Below are 23,753 nucleotides of genomic sequence, written 5' to 3' on the forward strand. Positions count from 1 at the left end.
GGCGGGTCACCGCAGGTCGACGTAGACGGCCGTCGCGTCGTCGTGGGTCTTGCTGCGGCCGAGGAACGCACGCTTCTCCTCGTCCGCGCGCTCCAACTCCCGCACGCGGTCCACCAACGCGGCCGTCCCCTCCTTCCGCACGAAACGGAAGCAGTCCGACCAGTCGCCCTCGCGGAACTTCTCCACCCAGCGGGCCGCGCCGTCGGTCAGCGCCACCAGCGTTCGTACGGCGTCCCGGGGGAGGGAGCCCGTCACCGCCCGTGCCCCGACCGAGGGGTCGGCCGCCGCCGTGAAGAAGCCGCCTTCCCTGTTGCGGAGGGTGCTGTCGATCAGGGCGTCCGCGGCGAGGGCGGATGGGGGGAGCCGGGCGAGCCGGTCGTCCAGCACCGGCGTCACCGAGCCGTCGGGGGCCTCCACCAGCAGCGCCGAGTCCGACAGGACCAGGTACTCCACCGACCGCGTCGACCACCGGGCCACCACCACCGTGGCCTGCGGGGTGCGCGGGTGAGAAAGGTCACAAGTGTGCGCATGGGTGGAAGCTGTGCGCCCGATGGCCTCGCCGAGGACCTCGGAGAGCGGAACATCCGGGCGGGAAACGGTCAGTTCGGTCAGCGCGCCGCCGAGCCGTGCGGTGTACCAGGGGACGGAATGCAGACAGGCCGTGCCGCCCCGCGGCGGGGTCACGCCGTCCAGGACGACCACCGCGCCGCCCTGGCCCGAAGCCGGTAGGGCGACGCTCGCGAAGTCCTCGTTGGGGTGGGCCGGATCGCCGGGTTCCGAAACAAGTTCCGTACGCATCCGGCCAGTCTGCACGAGCTCTTCACAGCGTTCACGAAAGGCCGCCAACGGTCGCGGAGTTCACGCACTCTCGCAGGTCAGGCGTCTGTTTTGCGGGGGAATTCGCCGCTCCGGGAAGGCGTGGCGGCACATATTGCCACCGGTCGCCGTGGACGTCCAACCGGCCCGCCGGACAAGACCGCTGCAAGGGCCAGAGGAACTTGCCCGCCAACTCCCCTCCGATGTTCACTCCTTCGGGTGGCGGGTCAGGTGATGCGCGCCCACTGCCCACCGGCACTGGGAGGGTCGGGGACCGTACCGGGGATACTCACAGTCGGCATCCGTTGACGGAACGTCACCCGGGCCCATGAGTACACGAGTACACGAGTCAGGAATGCGAGCACCGGTGCAGAAGACGCGGCCTCGTCGCACAGGCAGCCAACCGGCCTCCGGGGAGGGCACGGCCGTCGCCCCCGCCGCGGGCAAGGGCCGTCCCACCCACGTACGCAACCGCCTCGTCGTCGCCGTCGCGGTCGTCGCCGCCGCGATCGCGGGCGCGGGCGCACCCTCCGTACTGGCCGCCTCCTCCCAGCTCAAGGACTCCCAGGACCTGGTGACGCTCGCCGGGCAGACCCAGGACGCCCTGGCGCTGGCCCACTCGCTGGCCGACGAGCGGGACGAGGTCACCTCCTACATCGCCGCCGGGCGGCCCAAGTCCAAGGCCCCCTCCGAGCAGCGCAGCGCCCGCGTCGACCGGCAGGTCGACGACCTGCGCGCCGACACCGACACCCCGGCCGCCCTGCGCGCCGACCTCGACGACATCGCCTCCGTGCGCCGCTCGGCGCTCACCGGCCAGAGCAGCGCCCTGCAGGCCCACGAGGCCTACTCCGCCGCCATCACCAAGCTGCACGCCCTCGCCGAGCAGCTGGCCGAGCAGATGCCGCCGCGGGCCGGATCCGGCGCCTACGCCCTCGCCGAGCTCGACACCGCCGTCCAGCAGGCCGCCGCAGCCCGCGGACTGCTGCTGGCCGCGCTCAACGTGCCCACCACCGAGCAGACCGTCATCAACCCGGTGAGCGGTCTGGCGACCACCGAGACCACCTCCTCGGCCGCCGACACCAAGACCCGCGACGCCCTCACCGCCGCCGCCCAGCAGGCCCGGCTGCGCTCCGACGCGGCCCTCGCCGACTTCCGGGACACCGCGCCGAAGGCCGCCCGGACGTCGTACGACTCCACCGTCACCGGTCCCGAGGTCAACAGCGCCGACAAGTACCTCGCCTCCCTCACCGACCAGCCGACGCTCTCCGACTCCGAACTCGGCACCAGCACCTCCAAGGTGGACGCCGCCCTCTCCGCGCGCGTGGACGCCATGCGGGGCGTGGAGTCCGCGCTCTACGACCGCCGCACCAAGGACCTCGCCCGGTTGCGCGACGACGACGTGAGCGCCCTGGAGCTGCGTATCGCCGTGCTCGGCGCGCTGCTGCTGATCGCCGTCGGCACCGCCACCGCCATGGCCCGCAGTCTCACCCGCCCGCTCGCCGTCCTGCGGCTGGGCTCCGCCCGGCTGGCCGGCGCGGAGGACGTGACCACCGAGGAACCCGTCAAGTTCACCGGCCGCAACGACGAGTTCGCGCAGGTCGTCCGCTCCGTCAACGCCCTGCACGCGCACGCCGTCGCCCTCCAGGAGCGCATCGCCACCCTGGAGGCCGACCGCAAGCACCTGGTCGGACAGCGGCAGAAGATGGCGGACGCGCGCGAGGAACTTCGCGCCGAGATCGCCGAGTCCGCCGCCCAGCTGGAGCGGCTGCGCACCAGCATCGGGTCCACCTTCGTCAACCTCGCGCTGCGCACGCTGGGGCTCGTCGAGCGCCAGCTCACCGTCATCGAGGGCATGGAGGAGCGCGAGCAGGACCCCGACCGGCTGGCCACGCTCTTCAAACTCGACCACTTCGCCACCGTCATGCGCCGGCACAGCGAGAACCTCCTCGTCCTCGCCGGCACCGAACACGTCCAGCAGAGCGCCGGGCCCGTGCCGCTGGTCGACGTGGTGCGGGCCGCGGTCAGCGAGATCGAGCGGTACGAGCGGGTGCGGATCGCCGCGTTGCCGCCGCACGGGCACGTGGTGGGCTTCGCGGCCGACGACCTCTCCCACCTGCTCGCCGAGCTGATGGAGAACGCCACCTCCTTCTCGCCGCCCGACCTGCCCGTCGAGGTCTCCGGCTGGCTGCTGGAGAACGGCGAGGTCATGCTCTCCGTCCAGGACGAGGGCATCGGCATGACCGGCGAGCGCATGAGCCGCCTCAACGCCCGCCTCGCCGAGTTCGACCCTGAGTCGCCGTACGACCAGGAGGGCGACGACGGTCTCGGCCTCGGCCTGTACGTCGTCGCGCGCCTGGCCCACCGCCACGGTGTCCGCGTGCAGCTGCGCGAGCAGAAGCAGGGGGGTGTCGCCGCGGTCGTGGTCCTGCCGAGCACGCTCCTCGCGGCGGCCCCCACCGCGGCCGTCCCCTCCGCCACGCCCTACTCCCAGGCCCACACCTACTCCCTCCCCGGCGCCGACGCCGAAGCCAACTCCAACCTCCTCCCCACCCGCCCGAAGTCGTCCGACCCCCTGGTGGACCTGGCGGAGCGGGCGGTACGGGAACGGGAGGAGACCGGCGAGGACACACCCGCACGGCAGCCCACCGAGCCCGCGCCCGAGCCGCTGGGGTCGGACCCGGGTCCGACTGCGGCCGCGGCTGCGGGGGAACGGACGAAGCCGGAGGGGGCCGCACGCGAGCCGCAGGAGCCGCAGCGTTCCGCCGGCGAGCGCGACGGCCGCGACGGGGCCGTGCCCGGGTCGCCGGAGTCCGAGGGCGTCGTGCGCCAGAGGCCAGGGTCGGGGCATTCCGGATGGGAGCCCGGCGAGCAGGACGCGGGCGAGGGTGCGCGGGAGCGGGCCGGGGTGGGGCTGTCCGCCGCCGAGACCACGATGGAGCTGTTCATCCCGGCGCAAACCGCGGAAGAGGCCCCCACCCACACGCAACCCGGCACCGCCCAGGGCGCAGACGCCTCCACCCACGCGCAATCCGGCACCGCCCACGGCGCAGAGGCCGCTTCCACTCACACGCATCCGGGTGCCGCTCAGGGCGCAGACGCCTCCACCCGCGCGCGTCCCGGTGCCGTTCAGGGCGCTGACGCTCCCACCCCCACGCAACCCGCGGTCGCCGGCGGTGGGGACGGCCCGGTGGGGCCACCCGCAGGCGAGCGTGAGAGCCGCACGGGTGGTGCGGGTGGGCACGAACCCGCCGAAGGGGAAGCCGAGGCGCGGTCCGAACACACCCGCACCCCGGACGAGGAACCCGTCACCGCCAAGGGCCTCCCCAAGCGCACCCCGAAGATCACCGCCCCCGCCCAGACCCCACGCCAACGCCCCAGCTCGGTGGATGCCGAAGCCCTCCGCAGGAGGCTCGGCGGGTTCCGCCAGGGCGCCCAGGCCGGCTACCGCGACGTCCAGGCGGAGATCGCCGAGCAGACCGGCCAGACCAGGACACCAGCCACGGGGGGCACAGTCGAGGAGGCAAGCAGTTGACCGCGCCCAGTACCTTCGGACTGAGCAGTGAAGCCCGCAACCTGCACTGGTTGCTGACGAACCTGGTCGAGGAGGTGCCGGGCATCCAGTCAGTGGCCGTCGTCTCGTCCGACGGCCTGCTGCTGCTCTCCTCCGACCCGGGCCGAAACGCCGAGGCCAAGGCCAAGCAGGAGAAGCGCACCGGCCCCCGTGGCTCCGCCGCCGACCTCGCCACCATCGTCTCCGGCATCGGCAGCCTCACCATCGGCGCCGCCAAGCTCATGGAGTTCGGCGGCGTGAAGCACACGATGGTCGCGATGGAGGAGGGCAGCCTGTTCGTGATGTCGATCAGCGACGGCTCCCTGCTCGGCGTCCACGGCTCCGCGGACTGCGACATGAGCGTGGTGGCGTACCACATGGCCCTGTTCGTCGGCCGCGCCGGCCACGTCCTGACGCCCGAACTCCGCAGCGAGCTACGGAAATCCCTGGAGCAGGAGTCCGCGGGGAGTACGCGATGACCGGCGACCAGCGCACGAAGCAGACGCTCCCCGTCCGCGGCGGCGACCGCAAGCCCGCCCGCGTCCGCCCCTACTCGCTCACCGGCGGCCGTACCCGCTTCGGTCACGTCCTCCTCGTGGAGACGTTCGTCGCGGCGCTCGAAGCCCCCGAGGAGCGCAAGGAGTTGACGAATGGTTCCCTCACCACCCGGGTCATGCCGGAGATGCGGGCCATCGTCGACCTGTGCCGCCGTATGCGCACGGTGGCCGAGATCGCCGCGCTGCTGAAGATGCCGCTCGGCGTGGTCCGCGTGTTGCTCAGCGACCTCGCCGACCAGGGAAAGATCCGCGTCTACGGAACGGGCACCGGGCACGGCACGGGCCGCCCGGACCGCGCTCTGCTGGAAAGGGTGCTGAGTGGACTCCGCCGTCTTTGATGACACCGGTTTCGGCGACACCGGTGTGAGGGACACCGACGAGGACCTGAAGTCCTGGCAGACCGACCGCACCCGCGCGCCCATCGCCACGAAGATAGTCGTGGCCGGCGGCTTCGGCGTCGGCAAGACCACCCTCGTCACCGCCGTCTCGGAGATCACGCCGCTGCAGACCGAGGCGCTGATGACCGAGGCGAGCGAGGAGACCGACGACCTCACCGCCACGCCCGGCAAGCTCACCACCACCGTGGCCATGGACTTCGGCCGCATCACGCTCGACGACGACCTGGTGCTGTACCTGTTCGGCACGCCGGGCCAGCAGCGGTTCTGGTTCATGTGGGACGACCTGGTGCGCGGCGCGATCGGCGCGGTCGTCCTCGCCGACACCCGGCGGCTGAAGGACTGCTTCCCCGCGCTGGACTACTTCGAGAGCTGCGGACTGCCGTACGTCGTCGCGGTCAACCACTTCGACGGCAGCGAGCGCTTCGAACCGGAGGACGTGCGGGAGGCGTTGACGATCCCCGCGCACATACCTGTAATGATCATGGATGCGCGGCGGAGGATCTCGGTGATCGAGACCCTCCTGTCCCTCGTCGCCCACGCGCTGGACGAAACCCCCGAGTAGTCCACCGAGCAGTCCAGCAGTCCCCGAGTAGGAGAACAGCCCCGGTATGCGGAAGATACTCGTCGTAGGAGCCGGTCAGTCCGGTCTCCAGCTCGCCCTCGGCCTTCAGTCGCACGGGTACGAGGTCACCCTGATGTCGAACCGGACGGCGGACGAGATCCGCTCCGGCCGGGTCATGTCGACCCAGTGCATGTTCCACACGGCACTGCAGCACGAGCGCGATCTCCAGCTGAACTTCTGGGAGTCCCAGGCCCCGAAGATCGAGGGGCTCGGCGTCTCGGTCGCGGCCCCCGGCTCGTGGGCCGAGGGCCCGGCGGCGCGGGCCATCGACTGGGTGGGCCGGCTCGCCGGGTACGCGCAGTCGGTCGACCAGCGGGTGAAGATGGCCGGCTGGATGGAGACGTTCGCGCAGCGCGGCGGCCAGCTGGTCATCCACGGCGCGGCCGTCGGCGACCTCGACTACTTCTCCCGTACGTACGACCTGGTGCTGGTGTCGGCGGGCAAGGGCGAGCTGGTGTCCATGTTCGCCCGCGATCCCGAGCGCTCCCCCTACAGCGAGCCGCAGCGCGCCCTGGCCGTCGCCTACGTCCACGGGCTGGGCCCGCGCCCCGAGCACCCCGACTACTACGCCGTCCGCTGCAACCTGGTCCCCGGTGTCGGCGAGCTCTTCGTCATGCCGACGCTCACCACCTCCGGGCCGGCCGACATCCTGTTCTGGGAGGGCATACCCGGCGGCCCGCTCGACGTCTTCACCGGCGTGAAGGACCCGGCGGAGCACCTCTCCCTGACCCTGGAACTCATGGAGCGGTACACCCCCTGGGAGTACGAGCGGGCCAAGAACGTCGAACTGACCGACGCGGGCGGTGTGCTGTCGGGCCGCTACGCCCCGACCGTGCGCAAGCCCGTCGGCCGGCTGCCCGGCGGCGGCCTGGTCCTCGGCGTGGCGGACGTCGTCGTCGCCAACGACCCCATCACCGGGCAGGGTTCGAACTCGGCGTCCAAGTGCGCCGCCGCCTACCTCGCCTCGATCCTGGAGCGCGGGGACGGCGCGTTCGACGAGGCCTGGATGCAGGCGACGTTCGACCGCTACTGGGAGACCGCGCAGCACGTCACCAAGTGGACCAACGCCATGCTCGCCCCGCCGCCGGAGCACATCCTGAACCTGATCGGCGCCGCCGGCCAGATCCAGCCGGTCGCCGACCGGTTCGCGAACGGCTTCGACAACCCGGCCGACTTCGAGAACTTCTTCTACGACCCCGAGAAGACGGCCGCCTACCTGGCCACGTTCGGCTGAGCGTCCCCGGTCCCGGTGCCCTGATCGCCGTCCGGGCGGACCGCGCCCAGGACGGGGTACGCCGCCACCGGTGACACCGTGACCTTCTCGCCGGTGCGCGGGGCCTGGACGACCTTGCCGTCCCCGAGGTACATCGCCACGTGCGTGGCCTCGGGGAAGTAGACGACCAGGTCGCCCGGGCGCAGCTCGGTCAGGGGCACGTGCGGCAGCCGCGCCCACTGCTCCTGGCTGGTGCGCGGGATCGGCCTGCCGGCGTGCAGCCAGGCCTGGGAGGTCAGGCCCGAGCAGTCGTACGTCGCCGGGCCCTGCGCGCCCCACTCGTAGGGCTTGCCGAGCTGCCGGACCGCGTAGCGCACCGCCCGGTCCGCCTCGCGGGACGGCTCGCGGTCGTCGTCGCCCAGCGCGCCGGAGGTCAGCAGGTGCGACTGGGCCCTGTCGACGTCCTTCTTCTCCAACTCGGCCAGCGCGGCGAGCTGTTCGGGGGTGAGGGAGGCGAGCAGCTCCTCCACGTCGTCCAGACGGCGCCGTACGTCGTCCTTGCTCTTCTTCTGCCGTGCGGCCAGGGAGAGTTGCTCGTCGAGCGCCTTGCGGGCCTTGCGGGCCAGTTCGGCGGCCTTCTGCTCCGTGCCGGTGAGGCGGCCCAGCGTCTCGGCGCGGTCGCGCGCCACCCGGCCGAGCACATGGCCCTCGTCCAGGGCCTGTTGGGGATTGCGGGCGAGCAGCAGGCGCAGGTACGGCGAGAGGGCGGTGCTGTTGTTCTGGTACTGCTGGCGGGCCAGACGGCCGGCCGCGCTGCGGCTGTCCTGGAGGGAGAGGCGGGCGTGGGCCAGGGCGGTGTCCAGGCGGGTGACCTCGGCGCGCTGCCTGGCGAGCTTCTCGGCGGTCGCGTTGTAGGTCTCGGTGGACTGTTCGGCCTCGTGGTAGAGCTTCTGAAGGTCCGTCAGCAGCTGGGCTACGCTGCGCCCGTCGGGCCCGGGCGCGGGGGCGGGGTCGGCCGCGGCGGGCACGGGCGCGAGCGCGGTGCCGGCCGCCACCGCCGCCGTACACACCAGACGCAGAAGGCTTCCTGACACGTCATCACCTCCGGTGCGGGGCAGCCCCTCTGCTCCGCACCGCGAGCTTCAGGGGATCGCTCGGGGCGCGCGCGCCGAGTGTGCGCGGTTTGCAGTAATCCCGTCACCCGTCGGTGTCGGCCGGCCTGGACCAGGGCCACCGGAGGCGCCCGGTGGGCTTGCCCTGCGGGTCGTACTCGTACTTCCAGCCCTGCGGTACGCCCAGGCGCTTGCTGTGGCCGCGGGGGACCCGGCGGTAGACCAGGACCGTGGCCGGGCCGCCGGCCGCGTCCGGGACGGGGATGCGGTACGTCTTGGGCGGCCGGCCGGTGGGGCCCAGCAGGACGGGCAGGACCCTGCCGTCCATGGGGCCGCCCTCGAAGGGGGTCTCTTCGCTCTTCACGGCAGTAGTCTCAGCCATCCTCGGCGAGCGACCTGACCAGCGCCGCCGTCTGCGGGTCGCGGGTCGCGGTGACCGACAGGACGGCCGCGAACTGGTCCACCAGCCAGTCGCGCAGTTCGTCGGCGGGCGGCTGTTTGCCCTCGTCGAGCCAGATGAGGGAGGCGGCCTCGACCGCGGTGATCCACATCCGTACGGTCATGCGCAGCCGCAGGCCGGGGTCGGGGACCCGGAGGTGGCTGAGGATGTGCTCGGCGGCGGCCCTGCGCACGCCGTCCACGATCGCCGTCGTGCGGGACGTCTCGACCACGCTGCCGCCCTGGAGGAGGGCGCTGAAGCCGGGGTCGTGCTGGTCGACGAAGGTGAGGTAGCGGTCGAGGGCGCGGGCGAGGCGGGGCAGGAGGGGGCCCTCGCGGGGCTCGTCGAAGCAGTGCCGGAGCTCTTCGGCGGCGGAGCGCAGGGCGGCCTCGTAGAGCTGCTGTTTGCCGCCGGGGAAGTACCGGTACACCAGGGGGCGGGAGACGCCGGCCGCCTCCGCCACGTCGTCGAGGGAGACCTCCTCGGGGGCGCGGTGGGCGAAGAGGCCGAGGGCCGCGTCGAGGAGCTGGCTGCGGCGCTCCTCGACGCTGAGGCGACGGTAGGCGGGGGTCGGGGCCGACGGGGTCATGACCAGCAGCGTAACCGTCGTGGAATGCCTGCGGCGCATGTGTGGGTTTGGTGGGGGTGCGCGTAGCACCTGCGGGCGGTCCCCCCACCCCGGTCCCTTGCCGCCGTACGCGGCTGTCGCTAGGCCAGGAGGCCCGACGACTTCCACAGGCGGCGGCCTGCTCCGCGCAGGACGCCGATGTCGTCCAGGAAGTCCGTCAGGCGCTTGGCGCCGGTCTGCATGACCTCGCGGCGGTGGGCGCTCGCCTTCACCTGGGCCATGGCCTCGCGCTTGTCCAGGCCTACGTTCGTGTAGACCTCGGGGTTGACGAAGGCGACCGAGAAGACGCGGGCGAACTCGCCGGAGGTGATCCGCGTGAACTCCTGCGACCAGCGCGGGGCCGTCACCATCTGGCGGCGCAGCTCCTCGCGGGCGTAGCGGACGTGGCGGGCCTCCTCGACGACGTGGATGCGCGTGACGCCGCGGATGAGGGGCTGCACCCGCTCGTCCGGGAAGGTCAGGCGCTGCATCCAGTCGAGGACCTCCTCGCCGAGGAGGGTGGCGGTGAAGGAGCCCGGCGTGGTGGAGATCGTCTTGAACAGGCGGCCGAGGTGCTGGTGGACCCGTGCCACGGGGTACCAGGGCGTGTCGCCGCGGGAGATGAGGCGGGCGAACATCTTCGAGTGCCGGCACTCGTCCTCGATCTCGGTGAGGGCGTAGCGCACGTGGGCGCTGGTGGCCGGCTTGTCGTAGATGTGACGGACCAGCAGCTGCATGAGGATGATCTCGAACCAGATGCCGAGGGAGGCCAGGGCCGCCGCCTCGTGCTGGGAGAGCAGGATGCGCTGCTCCTCGCTCATGCGCTTCCACAGCGGCGTGTCGTAGAGCGACACCAGCTCCGGGGGCCAGAACCACTTGCCCTCCTCGAAGGGGGCGTCCCAGTCCAGTTCCTTGTCCGGGTCGAAGGAGTGCTTCGCGGAGGAGGCGAGGAGCCGCTCGGCGACCTGCTCGCGGTCCTTGAGCAGCCCGAGGGCGTCGCGCAGGCCGTCGAGAGCGTCGGCTTCCGTGAGAGTCGTCATGGCTCTTATGAGACTGCTTGTCAGCAAGCCCGTCAATCCCTTGTGCAGGACTTGTTGACTCGGGGTCTACATGTGGGAGCCTGCCGGGTATGCCGACCCATGAGCTGTACACCAATGACCCCGGTGACTCCCTCTGGCAGGTTCCCGCGGCGGGCGCGGCCCGTTTCAGCTGGGAGTACGACGACGGACGCGAACGGCTGCTCGCGCTGTACCAGAAGGGCAAGGACAAGCAGTGGGACGGGCAGCGGCGCATCGACTGGGATCTCGAGGTGGATCCGCACGACGTGCTCGGTACGCCCGACGAGTCCATCTCCATCCACGGGACGCCCTACTGGGCGAAGATGAGCGAGCGGGAGCGGGGGGAGCTGCGGCAGCACTTCGCCTCCTGGCAGTTCAGCCAGTTCCTGCACGGCGAGCAGGGCGCGATGGTCTGCGCGGCGCGCATCGTCGAGTCGGCGCCGGATCTCGACGCCAAGTTCTACTCGGCCACCCAGACCATGGACGAGGCCCGGCACGCGGAGATCTACGGCCGCTTCCTGCACGAGAAGGTCGGGATGGTCTACCCGATCAACGACAACCTCCAGGCCCTGCTCGGCGACACCCTGCGCGACAGCCGGTGGGACATGCCGTACCTGGGCATGCAGGTGCTCATCGAGGGGCTGGCGCTGGCCGCCTTCGGCATGATCCGGGACACGACGACCAAGCCGCTGCCCAAGCAGATCCTGGCGTACGTCATGCAGGACGAGGCCCGGCACGTGGCGTTCGGGCGGATGGCGCTGCGGGACTACTACAAGCAGCTGAGCGACGCGGAGCTGCGCGAGCGCGAGGAGTTCGTCATCGAGGGCTGCCACCTGATGCGCGACCGGCTGCGCGGGGTTGAGGTGCTGGAGAACTTCGGCATCCCCACGGCCGAGGCGGAGGAGTACAGCGAGCGCTCCGAGTTCCTCGCCCTGTTCCGGCAGTTGCTCTTCTCCCGGATCGTGCCCTGCGTGAAGGACATCGGCCTGTGGGGCAAGCGGCTCCAGCAGGCCTATGTCGACATGGGCGTCTTCGAGATGGGTGACTCGAACCTGGACCTGCTGATGGCGCAGGACGAGGAGATCGCCGAGAAGCTCGACGCCGAGCGCTTCGCGGCGGAGGAGGCGGAGCGGGTCGCGGAGGTGGCGGAGGCGATAGAGGCGGGGGGCGGCGGTGCCTGAGGCTTCGGACTAGACCGAGCAGCCCAGGTCGTCCGGCACCTCCAGGGCCACCGGCTGCGACGTGCCGGCAGGGAACGACGTGCGCAGCGTGAAGGCGTACGGCGTCGGGCCGTTGGCGCGCAGGTGCAGCAGGCGGGCCTCCGCCTCGGCGACCGTGGGACGGTGGCCCGACGGCACCCACCACAGGGCCACCATCGCCTCCCGGACCCGCTCGAACCTCCCCCACTGTCTTAAAGACGTGGGGGGACCCCCACCCGGCGGCGGGCCAGCATCTCCCGGTGCAGCCCCTGGTACATGAACGCCGTCAGCGCGTTGGTGTCCCGCCACACCGACATGTTGACGATCAGCCCCTCGTCGCCGAAGACGGCGATGTCCGTCGCGTCGCCGGTCTCGCCCTTCAGGCGCCAGACGAAGCCGTCGGCCGCGTCGGCGTCGGCGTTGACCGGGTCGAGGCCGTCGACGAAGTCCTTCAACTGCGGGGACGACAGAGGAGCCTTGAGGCGGGCTATGTTGACCTGGGCGAGTTGGTACGCGGTGGACGTCATGTACCGAACGTTAGGTCGGGAGGGCGGGGGCCTGGTACCCCTGTCTCAGTAAGTGGGCTGTGGAGGCGCGGAGTTGAGGACCGCCTTCATCACCGCCCGCGCGATCGGCGCCGCCACCCCGCCCCCCGTGATCTCCCCCCGGTTCGCCGACGCGTCCTCGACCACGACGGCCACCGCCACCTTCGGCTCCACGTCCCGCTCGCCCTGCGCCCACGACACGAACCAGGCGTACGGGATCCCGGAGTTGCCGACCCCGTGCTGTGCCGTGCCGGTCTTGCCGCCGACGACCGCGCCCCGGATGGCCGCGTTCCTGCCCGTGCCCTCCGTCACCACGTCCTCCATCAGCTCCTTCAGGCGTACGGCCGTCGAGGGACGCATCACCTGGCGGACCTCGTGCGGCCGGGGCGCGGAGACGGTGCCGCCGCCGTCCGTGGTGGTGCGCTCCACCAGGTAGGGGGCGCGGACCTGGCCGCCGTTCGCCACCGCCGCGGCCACCATCGCCATCTGCAGCGGGGTCGCCCGCGTGTTGTACTGGCCGATCGACGACAGCGCCAACTGCGCCCGGTCGACCGTCGTGTCGAAGGTGCTCGGCGCGACGGAGAACGGGATCCGCAGCCGCGCGTCGTTGAAGCCGAACGCCTGCGCCGTGCGGGTCATGGCGGCGCTGCCCACGTCCACGCCCAGCTTCGCGAACACCGTGTTGCACGACCACTCGAAGGCCGACCGCAGCGAGGCGTCCTCGCAGCCGTCGCCCTCGTTGGTCAGCCGGGTGCGCGTGCCGGGCAGGGTGTACGGGGCGGGGGAGTCGGTCGGCGCGTCGAGGTCGGTGACCACGTCCGCGTCCAGCGCGGCGGCCGCGGTGACCACCTTGAACGTCGAACCCGGCGGATACGTCTGCCGCACCGCCCGGTTGAGCATCGGCTTGTCCGGATCGGCGTTCAGCCGCGCCCAGGACCGCTCCGTGGCCGCCGTGTTCCCCGACAGCACGCCGGGGTCGTACGACGGCGACGACACCAGGGCCAGGATGCGGCCCGTCGCCGGCTCGACGGCCGCCACGGCGCCCTTGCGCCCGCCGAGCCCCTCGTACGCCGCCTCCTGCGCGGCCCTGTCGAGCGTCGTGACGACCCTCCCGCCCGGGCTCCGGGCGCGGGTGAGCTCGTTCCACAGCGGCAACGGCGTCAGCATCGGGTCGGTGCCGGACAGGACGCCGTCCTCGGTGTGCTCCAGCAGCGTGGTGCCGTACACCTGCGAGGCGAAGCCGGTCACGGGGGCGTACAACGGGCCGTGCGTGTACGTCCGTTCGTAGCGCAGCTGCTCCCCGGAGTCCCGGGAGCCGGTGACCGGCTCGCCGCCGACCAGGATGTCGCCGCGCGGCTGGCCGTAACGGGCGATGGCGGCGCGGCGGTTGGCCGGGTTGGCGTCGTAGCTCTGCGACCGCACCACCTGCAGGCGGGCGGCGTTGACGAGGAGCGCCAGCAGGAGCAGGACGCAGAAGGCGGCGGCATGGCGGATGTGCCTCGTCACGGGGCGGCCCCGGTGTCGCCCTGGCCGCGCGCCGAGTCGCTCACCCGGATCAGCAGCGCCGTGATCGCCCAGTTGGTGACCACCGACGAGCCGCCCTGCGCCAGGAACGGCATGGGCATCCCGGTGAGCGGGATCAGCCCCGTCACCCCGCCCGCGATGACGAAGACCTGCAACGCCACGATGGACGCCAGGCCGACGGCGAGCAGACGGCCGAAGGGATCGCGCAGGGTCAGGCCCGCCCGGTAGCCGCGCTCGACCAGCAGGCCGTAGAGCAGGAAGATCGCCGACAGCCCCGCCAGGCCCAGCTCCTCGCCCGCCGTCGCCAGGATGAAGTCCGACTTGGCGGCGAAGCCGATGAGGATCGAGTGGCCCAGGCCCAGCCCCGTGCCCAGGACACCGCCGGCCGCGAAGGCGAAGAGGGACTGGGAGAGCTGGTTGGGGCCCTGGCCCGCCTCGATCGAGGCGAAGGGGTGCAGCCAGTCCTCGATCCTGCCGTGCACGTGCGGCTCCAGCCGGCCCACGGCCACCGCGCCCAGGGCCGCCAGCAGCAGCCCGACCGCGATCCAGCCGGTGCGCCCGGTGGCGACGTACAGGAGGACCACGAACAGGCCGAAGAACAGCAGCGAGGTGCCCAGGTCGCGCTCCAGGACCAGGACGCCGACGCTGATCAGCCACACGGTGAGGATCGGGCCCAGGACGCGGCCCGTGGGCAGTTGCAGACGCCACACGCGGCGGCCCGCGAACGCCAGCGCGCCCCGGCCCGCCGCCAGGTACGCGGCGAAGAACACCGCCAGGAGCACCTTCGCGAACTCGCCCGGCTGGAGGGAGAATCCGGCGATCCGGATCCAGATGCGGGCGCCGTTGACCGCCGGGAAGAAGATCGGCAGCGCCAGCAGCGCGAGGGCGGCGGCCCCGCAGACGTACGCGTACCGCTGGAGCACCCGGTGGTCGCGCAGCAGCAGGACGGTCACGGTGAACAGGGTCACGCCCAGCGTGGACCACACGAGTTGGGTGGGAGCCGCCCGGTCGGCCGGCGTCTCCAGGTCGAGCCGGTAGATCAGGACCAGGCCGAGGCCGTTGAGCAGCACGCCGATGGGCAGCAGCAGGGGATCGGCGTACGGGGCGCGCAGCCGCACCGCGAGATGCGCCAGCAGCGCGAGCGCGCCGAGCCCGGCGCCGTAACCGGCGGCGCCGGGCGGGACGGTGCCGTTCCTGGCCAGACCGACAGCGCAGTAGCCGTACACGGACAGCAGTACGGCGACGACGATGAGGGCGAGTTCGATGCCACGGCGCCGGGGGAGGCGGACCGCGGGGGCGGGGGTGTCCGCCTGGGCCACGGTGGTTCCGGCGTTGGTCATGTCCGGAACCTACCCAAATAGTGTGTCTTGTGACCTCAGGATCTCAGCACCAGCGTGGCGCGGTCCCGATGGTGTTGATGTAACGGGCGGCGCCCCAGGCCCAGGTGCCGTCCGTGAGGAGGTACCAGAGGTTGTTGCCCTGGATGTTCTGGCCGGTCGTCTTGCAGAAGATCGACACGACCTCCCCGCGGTAGGCCACGCGGATCACCTGGCTGCCCCGGTTCGGCGCACTGCGCAGCAGCAGCTCGCTCGCGGTGACGACCCCGCGGTACAGGCGGGGGTTGTCCTGGTGGTCGTGGTCGCCGCCTTGGCCGCCCTGGTTGTCCCAGCCGCCGTCCTGCCGGCTGACCCCCTGGTCGCCGCCGCCCCACTCGTCGTCGGCGAGGGCGGGGGTGACGGCGACGGCGGAGGCGAGGAGCGCGCCGGCGGCGGTGGCTATGGACAGGCGGGCGAGGGCGGAGCGCAGGGACATGGGTACCTCCGGGAAGAGGGGGCGAAGCTGACTAATCGCCACATTAGGAGCGGGGGTCGGCGGTCGCCCGCCACGCTGGTCCACACGAGCGCCGGCGCCCGGGCCCGGCGGGTGTGTTGACCGGACAGGTTGGTGACGGAACGTTCGCAACAGGCCCTAGGCCAACCGCAGCGTCGCCACGGCTCCGCCGTCCGCCGCGTTCGCGAACTCCAGCCGCGCCCCCAGCACCTCCGCCTGCCCCACGGCGATGGTCAGCCCCAGCCCGTGCCCCTTCGTACCCCCCTCGGTACGGAACCGCTGCGGACCGTGCTCCACGAGGTACGCCGGATACCCGTCCCCGTGATCCCGCACCGTCACCACCATCCCGTCCACCGTCAGCACCACCGGCCCCCGCCCGTGCTTGTGCGCGTTGGCCACCAGGTTGCCGAGCACCCGCTCCAGCCGCCGCCGGTCCGTCTCCACCCGGGCGTCCCGCCGTACGACGACCTCCGTGTCCGTCCCCGACGCCCGCACCACCCGCCGCGCCAGCGCCCCCAGCTCCTCGCTGTCCAGCTCCAGCCGCTCCCGACCGGAGTCCAGCCGCGAGATCTCCAGCAGGTCCTCGGTGAGCGTGCGCAGCGCCGCCACCCGGTCCCGCACCAGCTCCGTCGGCCGCCCCGGAGGCAGCAGTTCCGCCGCCGCGTGCAGACCCGTCAGCGGCGTACGCAGCTCGTGCGCCACGTCCGCCGTGAACCGCTGCTCGCTCAGCAGCTTGCCCTGGAGGCTGGCCGCCATGGAGTCCAGCGCGGCGGCGACCGCGGCCACCTCGTCCTGCGGCCGTCCCGGCTCCTTCGTACGGGGATCGTCGACCCGCGCGTCCAGGTCGCCCGCGCTGATCCGCCGCGCCACCGTCGCCGTCGCGTGCAGCCGCCGCGTCACCCGGGTCACCGCGAACGCGCCGACCAGCAGCGTGGCGCCGATCGCCAGCGCCGACGACCAGACGATGGCCCGGTCGAGGCCGTCGATGGTGCGCTTGCCCTGGGAGTAGTCGACCTCGACCGCCAGCGCCCGCCCGCCGTCGACCGGGCCCGCCGCCCACATCACGGGCCGCCCGTGGTGGTCGCCGACCATCGTGCCGCGCTCCCCGGCCGTCGCGATCTTCCGCAGCGGCGCGGGCAGGTCGGGCGGGTCGACGCCGGCGCCCGGCATCAGCGTGTCCCCGGCCTCGAACGCGTCCGTGGCCTCCCCCAGCCGCTCCAGCGCGAGGTCGCGGGCCTGGCCGACGGTCTGGTCGGTCACCGAGACGTGCACCAGGACGCCGAGCAGGGCGGCGAGCGCGCAGCACATCACCGTGATGAACGCGGCGGCCTTGACGGCGAGCGTGCCGGTCCAGCGGGGGAGCCTCACCGCGCGCTCCCCGACGGGGAGGGCCGGTGCCCGTGTCCGTCACCCGTGCGGAGCATCTCGTCGTGGGTCAGCAGCATGACCCGCTGCTCGGAGTCCCAGGTCCACTGGAAGCGGTACTCGTAGTCCGCGATGTCGGAGGGCGCGTGGATGATCACCGACCGGCCGGCCAGCTCGACGCCGCTCACCGCGTCGTCGTTGGACATGACCTGCACCAGCCGGCCCGACTCGACGGTGTACACGCGGACGGCGGTCTGGTCGCCGGGCAGCAGCCGGAAGCCCAGCGTCAGGTCGGCGCGGCCGTCGCCGGTGAGGTCGCGGTAGTACGGCCTGAGCACCGGGCACCTGCCGTGTCCGGCGCCCTGGGCGCAGTACGCCATCCGCCGGGTGGTCTCGCGGTACGACGCCTTCGTGCCGGTGTAGTCCTGCGGGTGCTGGCGGATCTCCGCCCGGACGACGGCCACCGGGTCGATCCTGCGGATGTCGTCGCCCGGGACGGTGATGCCGCGCATGAGCTCCGACTCGCCGTCGTCGTAGTTCCAGGCGGGACTGGAGGCGGGCGCCAGGTTCGGCCACAGCCTGGCCGGGCTGGTCGCGGTGGGGGTCGGCCCCGCGGCGGCCGGACCGCCGGAGTCGCCGCAGCCCGCCGCCGTCGCCGCGACCAGGGCGGCGACGGATGCGGCACGGGCGGCGAGGACCCGGCGGGCGGGGCGGGTGCGGGGCACGGTACTCCTGTGGCTGGGAACGATCGGTGGCCCACTCCACCCTATTCGTCCGCGGAATCGGTCACGCCGCCACTCGGAGCCGGCCCCGCGGCCATGCCGGTCACTGCTCCGTCAGCTCCTCCAGAAGGCGGGCCGTGGTCAGCCCCGCCCGCAGGTACTCCACGAAGAGATCGTTGTGCAGCGCCCACGGCGAGCGGCGCGACCGGATCAGCCGGATCGCCTCCTCGGTGGAGCTGCCGCGCCGCACCAGGGCGTGCGCCACGACCAGCCCCGAGCGGTTGTAGCCGTGATAACAGCGGACGAGGACCTTGCGGTCCTCGTCCAGTGCGTCGCTCGCGGCCTGTGCGAGCCGTATCACCCCCGCGAGCTGGGTGCCGTCCAGCGGTCCGTCGGGAATCGGCCACACATGGTGCTCGACCCCCGGATCAGGCCCGTGACCGGGCAGTCTCAGCAAGGTCTGTACAAGATCGAACTCGTCCCGTACGACGGCCAGCTCCAGTTGCCCGGAGTGTCCACGGAACTCGTGCCCGCCCATCCACAGACCGGGCACGATCTCGTTCCACGGACTGTCCGGAGCCGGTACGTCGGGCTGCTTCCTGCGGGTACGCAACAACGCCTCCCCAACATCCCCTCCCAACTCCTCTCAAAGGTAACCGGGTTCTTGCCCGCACAGCACCCCGCCTGTTCCCATGGTCGATGGGGTGATGAGGCATGAGCGCACTGCGCGTCATACCGTCCTGGCGGCACGGTCAGGAACGGCTCTACGTCTGCCAGACGGACGGCAGGAACATCGCCTGGTACGACCGTGAGGCCGCCAGGGTCAACCTGCTCAGCGAGGACCAGCGGGAGGACGTCCTGGAGGCCCTGGGCCCCTTCCTCGCCGGTCCCGTGGCGGTCGGCCCGCCCCCGGTCCCGACGCCGGCCGAACTCGCCCGCCTCTCCCTCCACCCGGACGACGACCTCGCCCCCAACCGCCCCGGCGAGGCGCTGCTGGTCGCCCTGGACCGCGATCCCGGCCCGGCACACCGGCTGCGCCCGGACCCGCGGCGGCGGGCGCTGGCCGCGGAACAGGCGGTAGGCGAGGCGCTGGACCGGCTGGACGGGGCGGGCTGGCACGCCCTGCACTCGATCCCGCTGCCGGGCGGCGACCGCATCCACCACCTGGCCATCGGCCCCGGCGGCCTCTTCGCCTTCCACACCCTGTACGCCCGTAAGCAGCGGGTGACGGTCGCCGACCCCATGGTCGCCCTGGGCCGCCGCGACCCCCTTCCGCTGCTGCGGCGCGTCCGCGCCGACGCCGACCGCGCCTCGTACGCCCTGACGGCGGAGGTCCACCCGGTCCTCGCCCTGTCCGGCCCGGCGGACGTCCACGTCACCGCTCCGCTGCGGGAGGTCCGCGTCCTCCAGGACACGGAGGTGGAGGGCCTGGCACGGACCGGGGGCGTGCTGAAGCCGGCGGATGTGGAGGCGCTGCATGCGATGGCGCGGGATCGGCAGACGTGGGGGAGGGTGTGACGCGGGTGTGACGCGAAGGGGTGAGGGGGCGGGGGGCGGAGAGGCGGCGTTGTGGGCGCGGGTGTCTGAGGGCGGGGCGGTTGAGGGGGCGGGTGTCTGAGGGGCGGGTGTCTGACGGGGCGGGTGTCTGAGGGGCGGGGCGTGTAGGGGAGGCCGGCCTGTCGGAACCGTTGGAGCGACTGAGGTCGTTTGCCGCGTTGGTTTATCTGCCGTTGGTCTGTCCACCCTGTTGGTCTGTCCGCCCTGTTGGTCTGTCCGCCCTGTTGGTCTGTCCGCCCTGTTGGTCTGTCCGCCCTGTTGGTCCGTCCGCCCTGTTGGTCCGTCCGCCCTGTTGGTCCGTCCGCCCTATTGGTCCGTCTGCTTCTGCTTCTCAGGGCAGCGAACCGGCGCGGTCGGGGTCGAGCAGCGGGGCGAGCAGGTCGCCGTAGTCCTGCAGCCGGGGCGCGATGTCCGGTGCGCGGAAGACCAGCTGGTCGGCGTCCCCGCACGCCTCGACCTCCTCCCAGGTGACCGGCGCGGAGACGGTGGGCGCGGGGCGGGCACGCAGGGTGTAGGGCGTGGCGGTGGTCTTGCGGGCGGCGTTCTGGCTCCAGTCGACGAAGACCTTGCCGGGCCGCAGGCTGCGCGTCATCCGGTGCAGGGCGAGCCGGGGCATGGCCCGCTCGGCCTCGACGGCGAGCTGCTTGGCGTAGTCGCTGACCTGCTCGGAGGGGGTCGGAACGACGGCGGCGAGCAGATGCAGCCCCTTGGACCCGGAGGTCTTGGCGAAGACCTCGAAACCATCCTCCCTGAGCCGCTCACGCAACCACAGGGCCACCTCACAGCACTGGACGATGTCGGCGGGCGTCCCCGGATCGAGGTCGAAGACGATCCGGTCGGCGACATTGGGCGCACCGATGACCCACTGGTGGGTGTGGAACTCGGTGACGAGATTGGCGGCCCACATCAGGCTCGCCAGATCCTGCACGAGCACCATCCGCGCCGGCCCCTCCGACCGCGGCACCTCGGCGGTGGTGACCCAGTCGGGCGTACCCGGCGGAACGTTCTTGGCGAAGAAGAGCTGCCCGTCGGGGCCGTCCGGGTACCGCAGGAAGGAGACGGGCCGGTCCCGCAGGTGGGGGAGCAGGGCGTCGGCGGTGCTGGCGTAGTAGTGCAGCACCTCGCCCTTGGTGAACCCGCTCGCCGGGTACAGCACCTTCTCCAGGTTGCTGAGCGCGAGCCGCCTCCCGTCCACCTCCGTGATAGGCGTCATACGATAAGAATCTCACGTGAACACGTACATACCGTCGGAAAGCGACCGAAAGGGTGCTGCCCGTGAGATCCATTTGGAACGGCGCCATCTCGTTCGGCCTGGTCAGCATCCCGATCAAGCTGGTGAACGCCACCGAGAACCACTCGATCTCCTTCCGCCAGATCCACACGGAGGACGGCGGCCGCATCCGCTACCGCAAGGTCTGCGAACTGGAGGAGAAGGAGGTGAGCTCGTCGGAGATCGGCAAGGGGTACGAGGACGCGGACGGCACGATCATCCCGATCACCGACGAGGACCTGGCCCACCTCCCGCTCCCCACGGCCAGGACGATCGAGATCGTGGCCTTCGTCCCGGCGGAACGCATCGACCCGCTCCAGATGGACGCGGCGTACTACCTGGCCGCGGGAGGCGCCCCGGCGGCCAAGCCGTACACCCTGCTCCGTGAGGCCCTCAAACGCAGCAACAAGGTGGCGATAGCCAAGTTCGCCCTGCGCGGCAAGGAACGCCTGGGCATGCTGCGGGTGGTCGGCGACGCGATCGCCATGCACGGCCTCCTCTGGCCGGACGAGGTCCGCGCCCCCGAGGGTGTGGCCCCCGACACCAAGGTCAAGGTCAACGACAAGGAACTCGACCTGGCCGACGCCCTCATGAACACCCTCGGCGAGATCGACCTGGAAGACCTGCACGACGAGTACCGGGAGGCCCTGGAGGAGGTCGTCGCGGCGAAGGCGGCCGGCGAAACACCCCCGGAAACCCCGGAACCGGCCCGAAGCGGCAAGGTCCTGGACCTCATGGCGGCCCTGGAGAAGAGCGTCCAGGCGGCCAAACAATCCAGAGGCGAACAGGAAGCAGAGGTCACCCCTCTCCCCTCCCGCAAACGGGCCCAGTCCGCCCCCAAACAAACAACAGGCAAGAAGTCGACGTCGACGACGAAGAAGACGGCATCCTCAACCAAGAAATCGACGTCGAAGTCAACGCAGGGGACGAAAAAGACGACATCGACGGCAAAGAAGTCCCCAGCAAAGAAAACAACGACCCGCAAACGCTCGGCGTAGGCATGGACTGCCGTTTCTGGGCGTCAGATTTTGATGACGGTTGCGCGGGCGCCGCATAGTGCACCGATGTCTTCCGGATCGGAGGTCAGGACGGTGACGGGCCCGGGGGCGGCGAGGGCGGTCGCGCTGAGCATGGCGTCGATGGCGTACTTGTGGCCGTGCAGACCCGCGCCCATGAGCAGGGCGGCAGCATGGCGGGCGACGGCTTCGGTGACCGGCTCGACGACGAGACGGGAGAGGGTCCACTCCAGAGCCGGGCGGTTGACGCGTGGGTGGACGACTTCCACCAGGGTGGCGGCCGACGTGATGACACGCAGGTCGTCGGCGCGGGCCAGGGCGAGCCACGCGGTGACCGCACGGTCGCGCAACACGGCCTTCGCCAGTCCCTCGCTGTCGAGCACCAGCGTGCCGCCGGGGGTGGCGGGTGTGGCGGGGGACCGCGTCACGCCGCGCTCGTCCCGCCGGCCTGCCGAGCGCGTGCCTCGTGCAACTGCTCGCGCAGAGCCTGCACCTCGTCCTCGGTGATGGGACCGTGTTCCGCCTCGGCGACCTGGATGAGGTCATTGAGGTTGTCCCGCTCGATCTGACGAGCGACGGCAGCGGTGACATAAGCGGACAGCCCGGAGGGCCCACTACGGGCACGGGCGGCTTCCGCGATGTCCCGGGGCATCGAGACCGAATACTTCTGGGTGGGCTCGCTCATGCCCCCCATGCTACTTCGGATGCTACCGCGGAGACCGGGCCGATTTCGGCTCACCTCGACCAGATCGGCGGTGGTCAGCGCTGGGCCGCCCTGACACCACGGGACCAAGATCCAGGCAGCGCGGTCTTGGCGGGGGAACCGCGGTGACGCCTCTTGGGGCGGGGCGGGGCGGTGCGGGGCCGCAAGCCCGGCGAATACGTCGTCGACGTGTTCAAGGACGGAACCGCCTTGCGGGTGCGCGTCCCCGAGTTCGCTGATCCCGGCGATCCCCATCTGTGGATGACACCGCAGGCCATTCCATTCCGCTCCACTCGTGCGCCGGCCCTGCCGGCACCCGGGAACCACCGCTCCTCCAGGCCACTTCGGGTCCGGCGCTCCGGTCGTCCGCGGGCGTGCCTGCAGGCGACCGCGTGTGGTCGCTGGAGGGTTAAGCTCCCGGCCATGGCTAACGATCTCGGCTTCACCTGCTCATGCTGCGGGGACTACCACGCGGAGCTTCCGATGGGTTACTCCACCGTGGCTCCGGACGTCTGGGACCAGAGCTTCACGAACGATCCCGACAGCATGCTGTCCTCCGACCAATGCATCATCAAAGGCCAGCACTATTTCATCAAAGGCCTGATCGAGATACCGGTGACGGGCAGGGACGAGCCATTCTCCTGGGGCGTCTGGGTCTCCTTGAGCCGAGACAACTTCACCCGGGCTCTGGACATTTGGAACACCCCCGGTCGCGAAGCTGAAAAACCGTACTTCGGATGGCTGACCACCGAATTGAGCCTGTACACACCCAGCACACTCAACCTGAAGACAAATGCTCACACTCGTCCTGTCGGCCAGCGACCTTTCATCGAGTTGGAGCCCACGGACCATCCCCTTGCCGTCGAACAGCGCAACGGAATCACCATGGACCGCGTACGCCAGATCGCAGAGACGATCCTCCACGCGGGCGACAACGCCTGATCCGAGCACGGGGGCAGCGCACCAGGATCAACACACATAACAAGGTGATCGCCGGCAAATGGCCGCTTCCGACCGCACCCGCCTCCACAACGCAAAGACCCCGCACTCAGCTAACGCGCTGATTGCGGGGTCTCCAGGCACCTCATGCGAAGTGCCCCCGGCAGGATTCGAACCTGCGCACACGGCTCCGGAGGCCGTTGGACTCCTAGACGTTTTCGCTGGTCAATGACCTGTCTGACGATTTGTCAGGCTGACCGTCCCGCGTATAGCCCGCGATGCAGAAATGCCTTGAATGGGCGTTCTGTTGTAAGCATACTCCTCGCGCCTCCGGGCTTGAGCCAAGGTCGCTTCGCGCAGGGCCCATTGAGGCCCATGAGAAGGCGGGCGTGCGGAGTGATGTCCAGCTTCGCCGCGGCCCACTCGGTCGGGTAGTTGGGATGGATCTCCGCGACCGCGCGCGCACCGCACGCTCACGAAGCGCAGGAGGGTAAGGGGTGGACGTGTCATGTCCCGATCCTCTCGGGACATGCCTGAGCCTCCATCAGGCACGGAGCGGTCACTTCCCGGTCGTCTGAAGTGGGATCAGGCAGGGGCGGACGTTCCGCCCGGCGGTGCGGTCGATCGTGGCCACGTGCCCGTTCAAGGCATACTGATATGCACGACTACTGGGACTGCTTGCTCCAGTAGCGGATCGTCAGATCCTACGTA

23 protein-coding genes, 1 tRNA gene and 1 pseudogene are annotated in these 23,753 nt (G+C 71.3%); 9 read left to right on the forward strand and 16 right to left on the reverse strand.

Annotated features, from left to right (window positions below):
* Nucleotides 1–6 precede the first annotated feature (6 nt).
* Nucleotides 7–798 carry a hypothetical protein gene (locus tag ACYF6T_RS27285; RefSeq protein WP_461699659.1) on the reverse strand — a complete coding sequence of 264 codons (792 nt, stop codon included), beginning with the start codon at nt 796–798 and terminating at the stop codon, nt 7–9.
* Between the two features lie 385 nt (nt 799–1,183).
* Between ACYF6T_RS27285 and ACYF6T_RS27290 the strand changes: the two genes are divergently transcribed.
* Genes ACYF6T_RS27290 through ACYF6T_RS27310 form a run of 5 tightly spaced genes read left to right on the forward strand, consistent with a single transcriptional unit; the run spans nt 1,184 to nt 7,177 of the window.
* Nucleotides 1,184–4,348, forward strand: a complete 3,165-nt coding sequence (locus ACYF6T_RS27290; RefSeq protein WP_461699661.1) for a sensor histidine kinase — start codon at nt 1,184–1,186, stop codon at nt 4,346–4,348.
* A complete protein-coding gene (locus ACYF6T_RS27295; RefSeq protein WP_461699663.1) occupies nt 4,345–4,845 on the forward strand; it encodes a roadblock/LC7 domain-containing protein in 501 nt (166 codons plus the stop codon). Before ACYF6T_RS27290 ends, ACYF6T_RS27295 begins: the two co-directional genes overlap by 4 nt.
* Nucleotides 4,842–5,261, forward strand: coding sequence for a DUF742 domain-containing protein (locus ACYF6T_RS27300; RefSeq protein ID WP_461699664.1), 420 nt, complete (start codon nt 4,842–4,844; stop codon nt 5,259–5,261). The genes ACYF6T_RS27295 and ACYF6T_RS27300 overlap by 4 nt, the downstream gene beginning before the upstream one ends.
* Complete coding sequence (locus tag ACYF6T_RS27305; protein ID WP_461699666.1) at nt 5,242–5,883, forward strand: GTP-binding protein; 642 nt, start codon at nt 5,242–5,244, stop codon at nt 5,881–5,883. The genes ACYF6T_RS27300 and ACYF6T_RS27305 overlap by 20 nt, the downstream gene beginning before the upstream one ends.
* Before the next feature lie 46 nt (nt 5,884–5,929).
* Nucleotides 5,930–7,177, forward strand: a complete 1,248-nt coding sequence (locus tag ACYF6T_RS27310) for a styrene monooxygenase/indole monooxygenase family protein (protein WP_461699668.1) — start codon at nt 5,930–5,932, stop codon at nt 7,175–7,177.
* Here the strand turns inward: ACYF6T_RS27310 and ACYF6T_RS27315 are convergent.
* From ACYF6T_RS27315 to ACYF6T_RS27330, 4 genes are all read right to left on the reverse strand, one after another.
* Nucleotides 7,156–8,250 (reverse strand): C40 family peptidase, encoded by a 1,095-nt coding sequence (locus tag ACYF6T_RS27315; RefSeq protein ID WP_461699669.1) that lies wholly within the window; start codon nt 8,248–8,250, stop codon nt 7,156–7,158. The two genes, ACYF6T_RS27310 and ACYF6T_RS27315, sit on opposite strands and share 22 nt — an antisense overlap.
* A gap of 103 nt (nt 8,251–8,353) precedes the next feature.
* Nucleotides 8,354–8,632, reverse strand: coding sequence for a hypothetical protein (locus ACYF6T_RS27320; protein ID WP_461699671.1), 279 nt, complete (start codon nt 8,630–8,632; stop codon nt 8,354–8,356).
* A 10-nt stretch (nt 8,633–8,642) separates the two neighbouring features.
* A complete protein-coding gene (locus ACYF6T_RS27325) occupies nt 8,643–9,296 on the reverse strand; it encodes a TetR/AcrR family transcriptional regulator (RefSeq protein ID WP_461699673.1) in 654 nt (217 codons plus the stop codon).
* A gap of 119 nt (nt 9,297–9,415) precedes the next feature.
* Nucleotides 9,416–10,354, reverse strand: a complete 939-nt coding sequence (locus ACYF6T_RS27330) for an AurF N-oxygenase family protein (RefSeq protein WP_461699674.1) — start codon at nt 10,352–10,354, stop codon at nt 9,416–9,418.
* An 89-nt stretch (nt 10,355–10,443) separates the two neighbouring features.
* On the opposite strand from ACYF6T_RS27330, the gene ACYF6T_RS27335 reads away from it, so the two are divergent.
* On the forward strand, nt 10,444–11,553 hold the full coding sequence (locus ACYF6T_RS27335; RefSeq protein ID WP_461699675.1) for a ferritin-like domain-containing protein: 1,110 nt from the start codon (nt 10,444–10,446) through the stop codon (nt 11,551–11,553).
* Nucleotides 11,554–11,562: 9 nt separating this feature from the next.
* On the opposite strand, the pseudogene ACYF6T_RS27340 reads toward ACYF6T_RS27335, so the two are convergent.
* The 7 genes and pseudogenes from ACYF6T_RS27340 to ACYF6T_RS27370 form a co-directional block, all read right to left on the reverse strand.
* Nucleotides 11,563–12,098 (reverse strand): annotated as a pseudogene (locus ACYF6T_RS27340) (DUF3291 domain-containing protein).
* Between the two features lie 45 nt (nt 12,099–12,143).
* The gene (locus ACYF6T_RS27345; protein ID WP_461699677.1) at nt 12,144–13,622 is read right to left on the reverse strand and encodes a penicillin-binding transpeptidase domain-containing protein; all 1,479 of its coding nucleotides are present in this window, start codon (nt 13,620–13,622) and stop codon (nt 12,144–12,146) included.
* Nucleotides 13,619–14,980 carry an FtsW/RodA/SpoVE family cell cycle protein gene (locus ACYF6T_RS27350; RefSeq protein WP_461699678.1) on the reverse strand — a complete coding sequence of 454 codons (1,362 nt, stop codon included), beginning with the start codon at nt 14,978–14,980 and terminating at the stop codon, nt 13,619–13,621. Before ACYF6T_RS27350 ends, ACYF6T_RS27345 begins: the two co-directional genes overlap by 4 nt.
* A 43-nt stretch (nt 14,981–15,023) precedes the next feature.
* Nucleotides 15,024–15,452 carry an SH3 domain-containing protein gene (locus ACYF6T_RS27355; RefSeq protein WP_461699680.1) on the reverse strand — a complete coding sequence of 143 codons (429 nt, stop codon included), beginning with the start codon at nt 15,450–15,452 and terminating at the stop codon, nt 15,024–15,026.
* Between the two features lie 156 nt (nt 15,453–15,608).
* Complete coding sequence (locus ACYF6T_RS27360; RefSeq protein WP_461699778.1) at nt 15,609–16,778, reverse strand: ATP-binding protein; 1,170 nt, start codon at nt 16,776–16,778, stop codon at nt 15,609–15,611.
* Nucleotides 16,779–16,834: 56 nt separating this feature from the next.
* Complete coding sequence (locus ACYF6T_RS27365; protein ID WP_461699682.1) at nt 16,835–17,560, reverse strand: hypothetical protein; 726 nt, start codon at nt 17,558–17,560, stop codon at nt 16,835–16,837.
* A 100-nt stretch (nt 17,561–17,660) separates the two neighbouring features.
* Nucleotides 17,661–18,170: a protein-tyrosine phosphatase family protein gene (locus ACYF6T_RS27370; protein WP_461699684.1), complete on the reverse strand. Its 510-nt coding sequence runs from the start codon at nt 18,168–18,170 to the stop codon at nt 17,661–17,663.
* A gap of 101 nt (nt 18,171–18,271) precedes the next feature.
* Between ACYF6T_RS27370 and ACYF6T_RS27375 the strand changes: the two genes are divergently transcribed.
* On the forward strand, nt 18,272–19,075 hold the full coding sequence (locus tag ACYF6T_RS27375) for a nuclease-related domain-containing protein (RefSeq protein WP_461699685.1): 804 nt from the start codon (nt 18,272–18,274) through the stop codon (nt 19,073–19,075).
* 370 nt (nt 19,076–19,445) lie between these two features.
* On the opposite strand, the gene ligD is transcribed toward ACYF6T_RS27375, so the two are convergent.
* On the reverse strand, nt 19,446–20,327 hold the full coding sequence (gene ligD, locus ACYF6T_RS27380) for a non-homologous end-joining DNA ligase (protein ID WP_461699687.1): 882 nt from the start codon (nt 20,325–20,327) through the stop codon (nt 19,446–19,448).
* A 62-nt stretch (nt 20,328–20,389) separates the two neighbouring features.
* On the opposite strand from ligD, the gene ku reads away from it, so the two are divergent.
* A complete protein-coding gene (ku, locus tag ACYF6T_RS27385; protein WP_461699689.1) occupies nt 20,390–21,382 on the forward strand; it encodes a non-homologous end joining protein Ku in 993 nt (330 codons plus the stop codon).
* Between the two features lie 23 nt (nt 21,383–21,405).
* Here ku and ACYF6T_RS27390 read toward each other — a convergent pair whose 3' ends face one another.
* Together ACYF6T_RS27390 and ACYF6T_RS27395 are read right to left on the reverse strand one after the other, a co-directional pair.
* Nucleotides 21,406–21,828: a type II toxin-antitoxin system VapC family toxin gene (locus ACYF6T_RS27390; protein ID WP_461699691.1), complete on the reverse strand. Its 423-nt coding sequence runs from the start codon at nt 21,826–21,828 to the stop codon at nt 21,406–21,408.
* Entirely contained in the window at nt 21,825–22,085 is a 261-nt protein-coding gene (locus tag ACYF6T_RS27395) for a CopG family transcriptional regulator (RefSeq protein ID WP_461699693.1), read from the reverse strand. Before ACYF6T_RS27395 ends, ACYF6T_RS27390 begins: the two co-directional genes overlap by 4 nt.
* Nucleotides 22,086–22,526: 441 nt before the next feature.
* Here ACYF6T_RS27395 and ACYF6T_RS27400 point away from each other — a divergent pair, with 441 nt between their 5' ends.
* Nucleotides 22,527–23,045 (forward strand): DUF2199 domain-containing protein, encoded by a 519-nt coding sequence (locus tag ACYF6T_RS27400; protein ID WP_461699694.1) that lies wholly within the window; start codon nt 22,527–22,529, stop codon nt 23,043–23,045.
* Between the two features lie 155 nt (nt 23,046–23,200).
* Here the strand turns inward: ACYF6T_RS27400 and ACYF6T_RS27405 are convergent.
* Nucleotides 23,201–23,277: transfer RNA gene (locus tag ACYF6T_RS27405), tRNA-Arg, on the reverse strand.
* Nucleotides 23,278–23,753 lie beyond the last annotated feature (476 nt).

Source organism: Streptomyces sp. 7R007 (genome assembly GCF_054850255.1).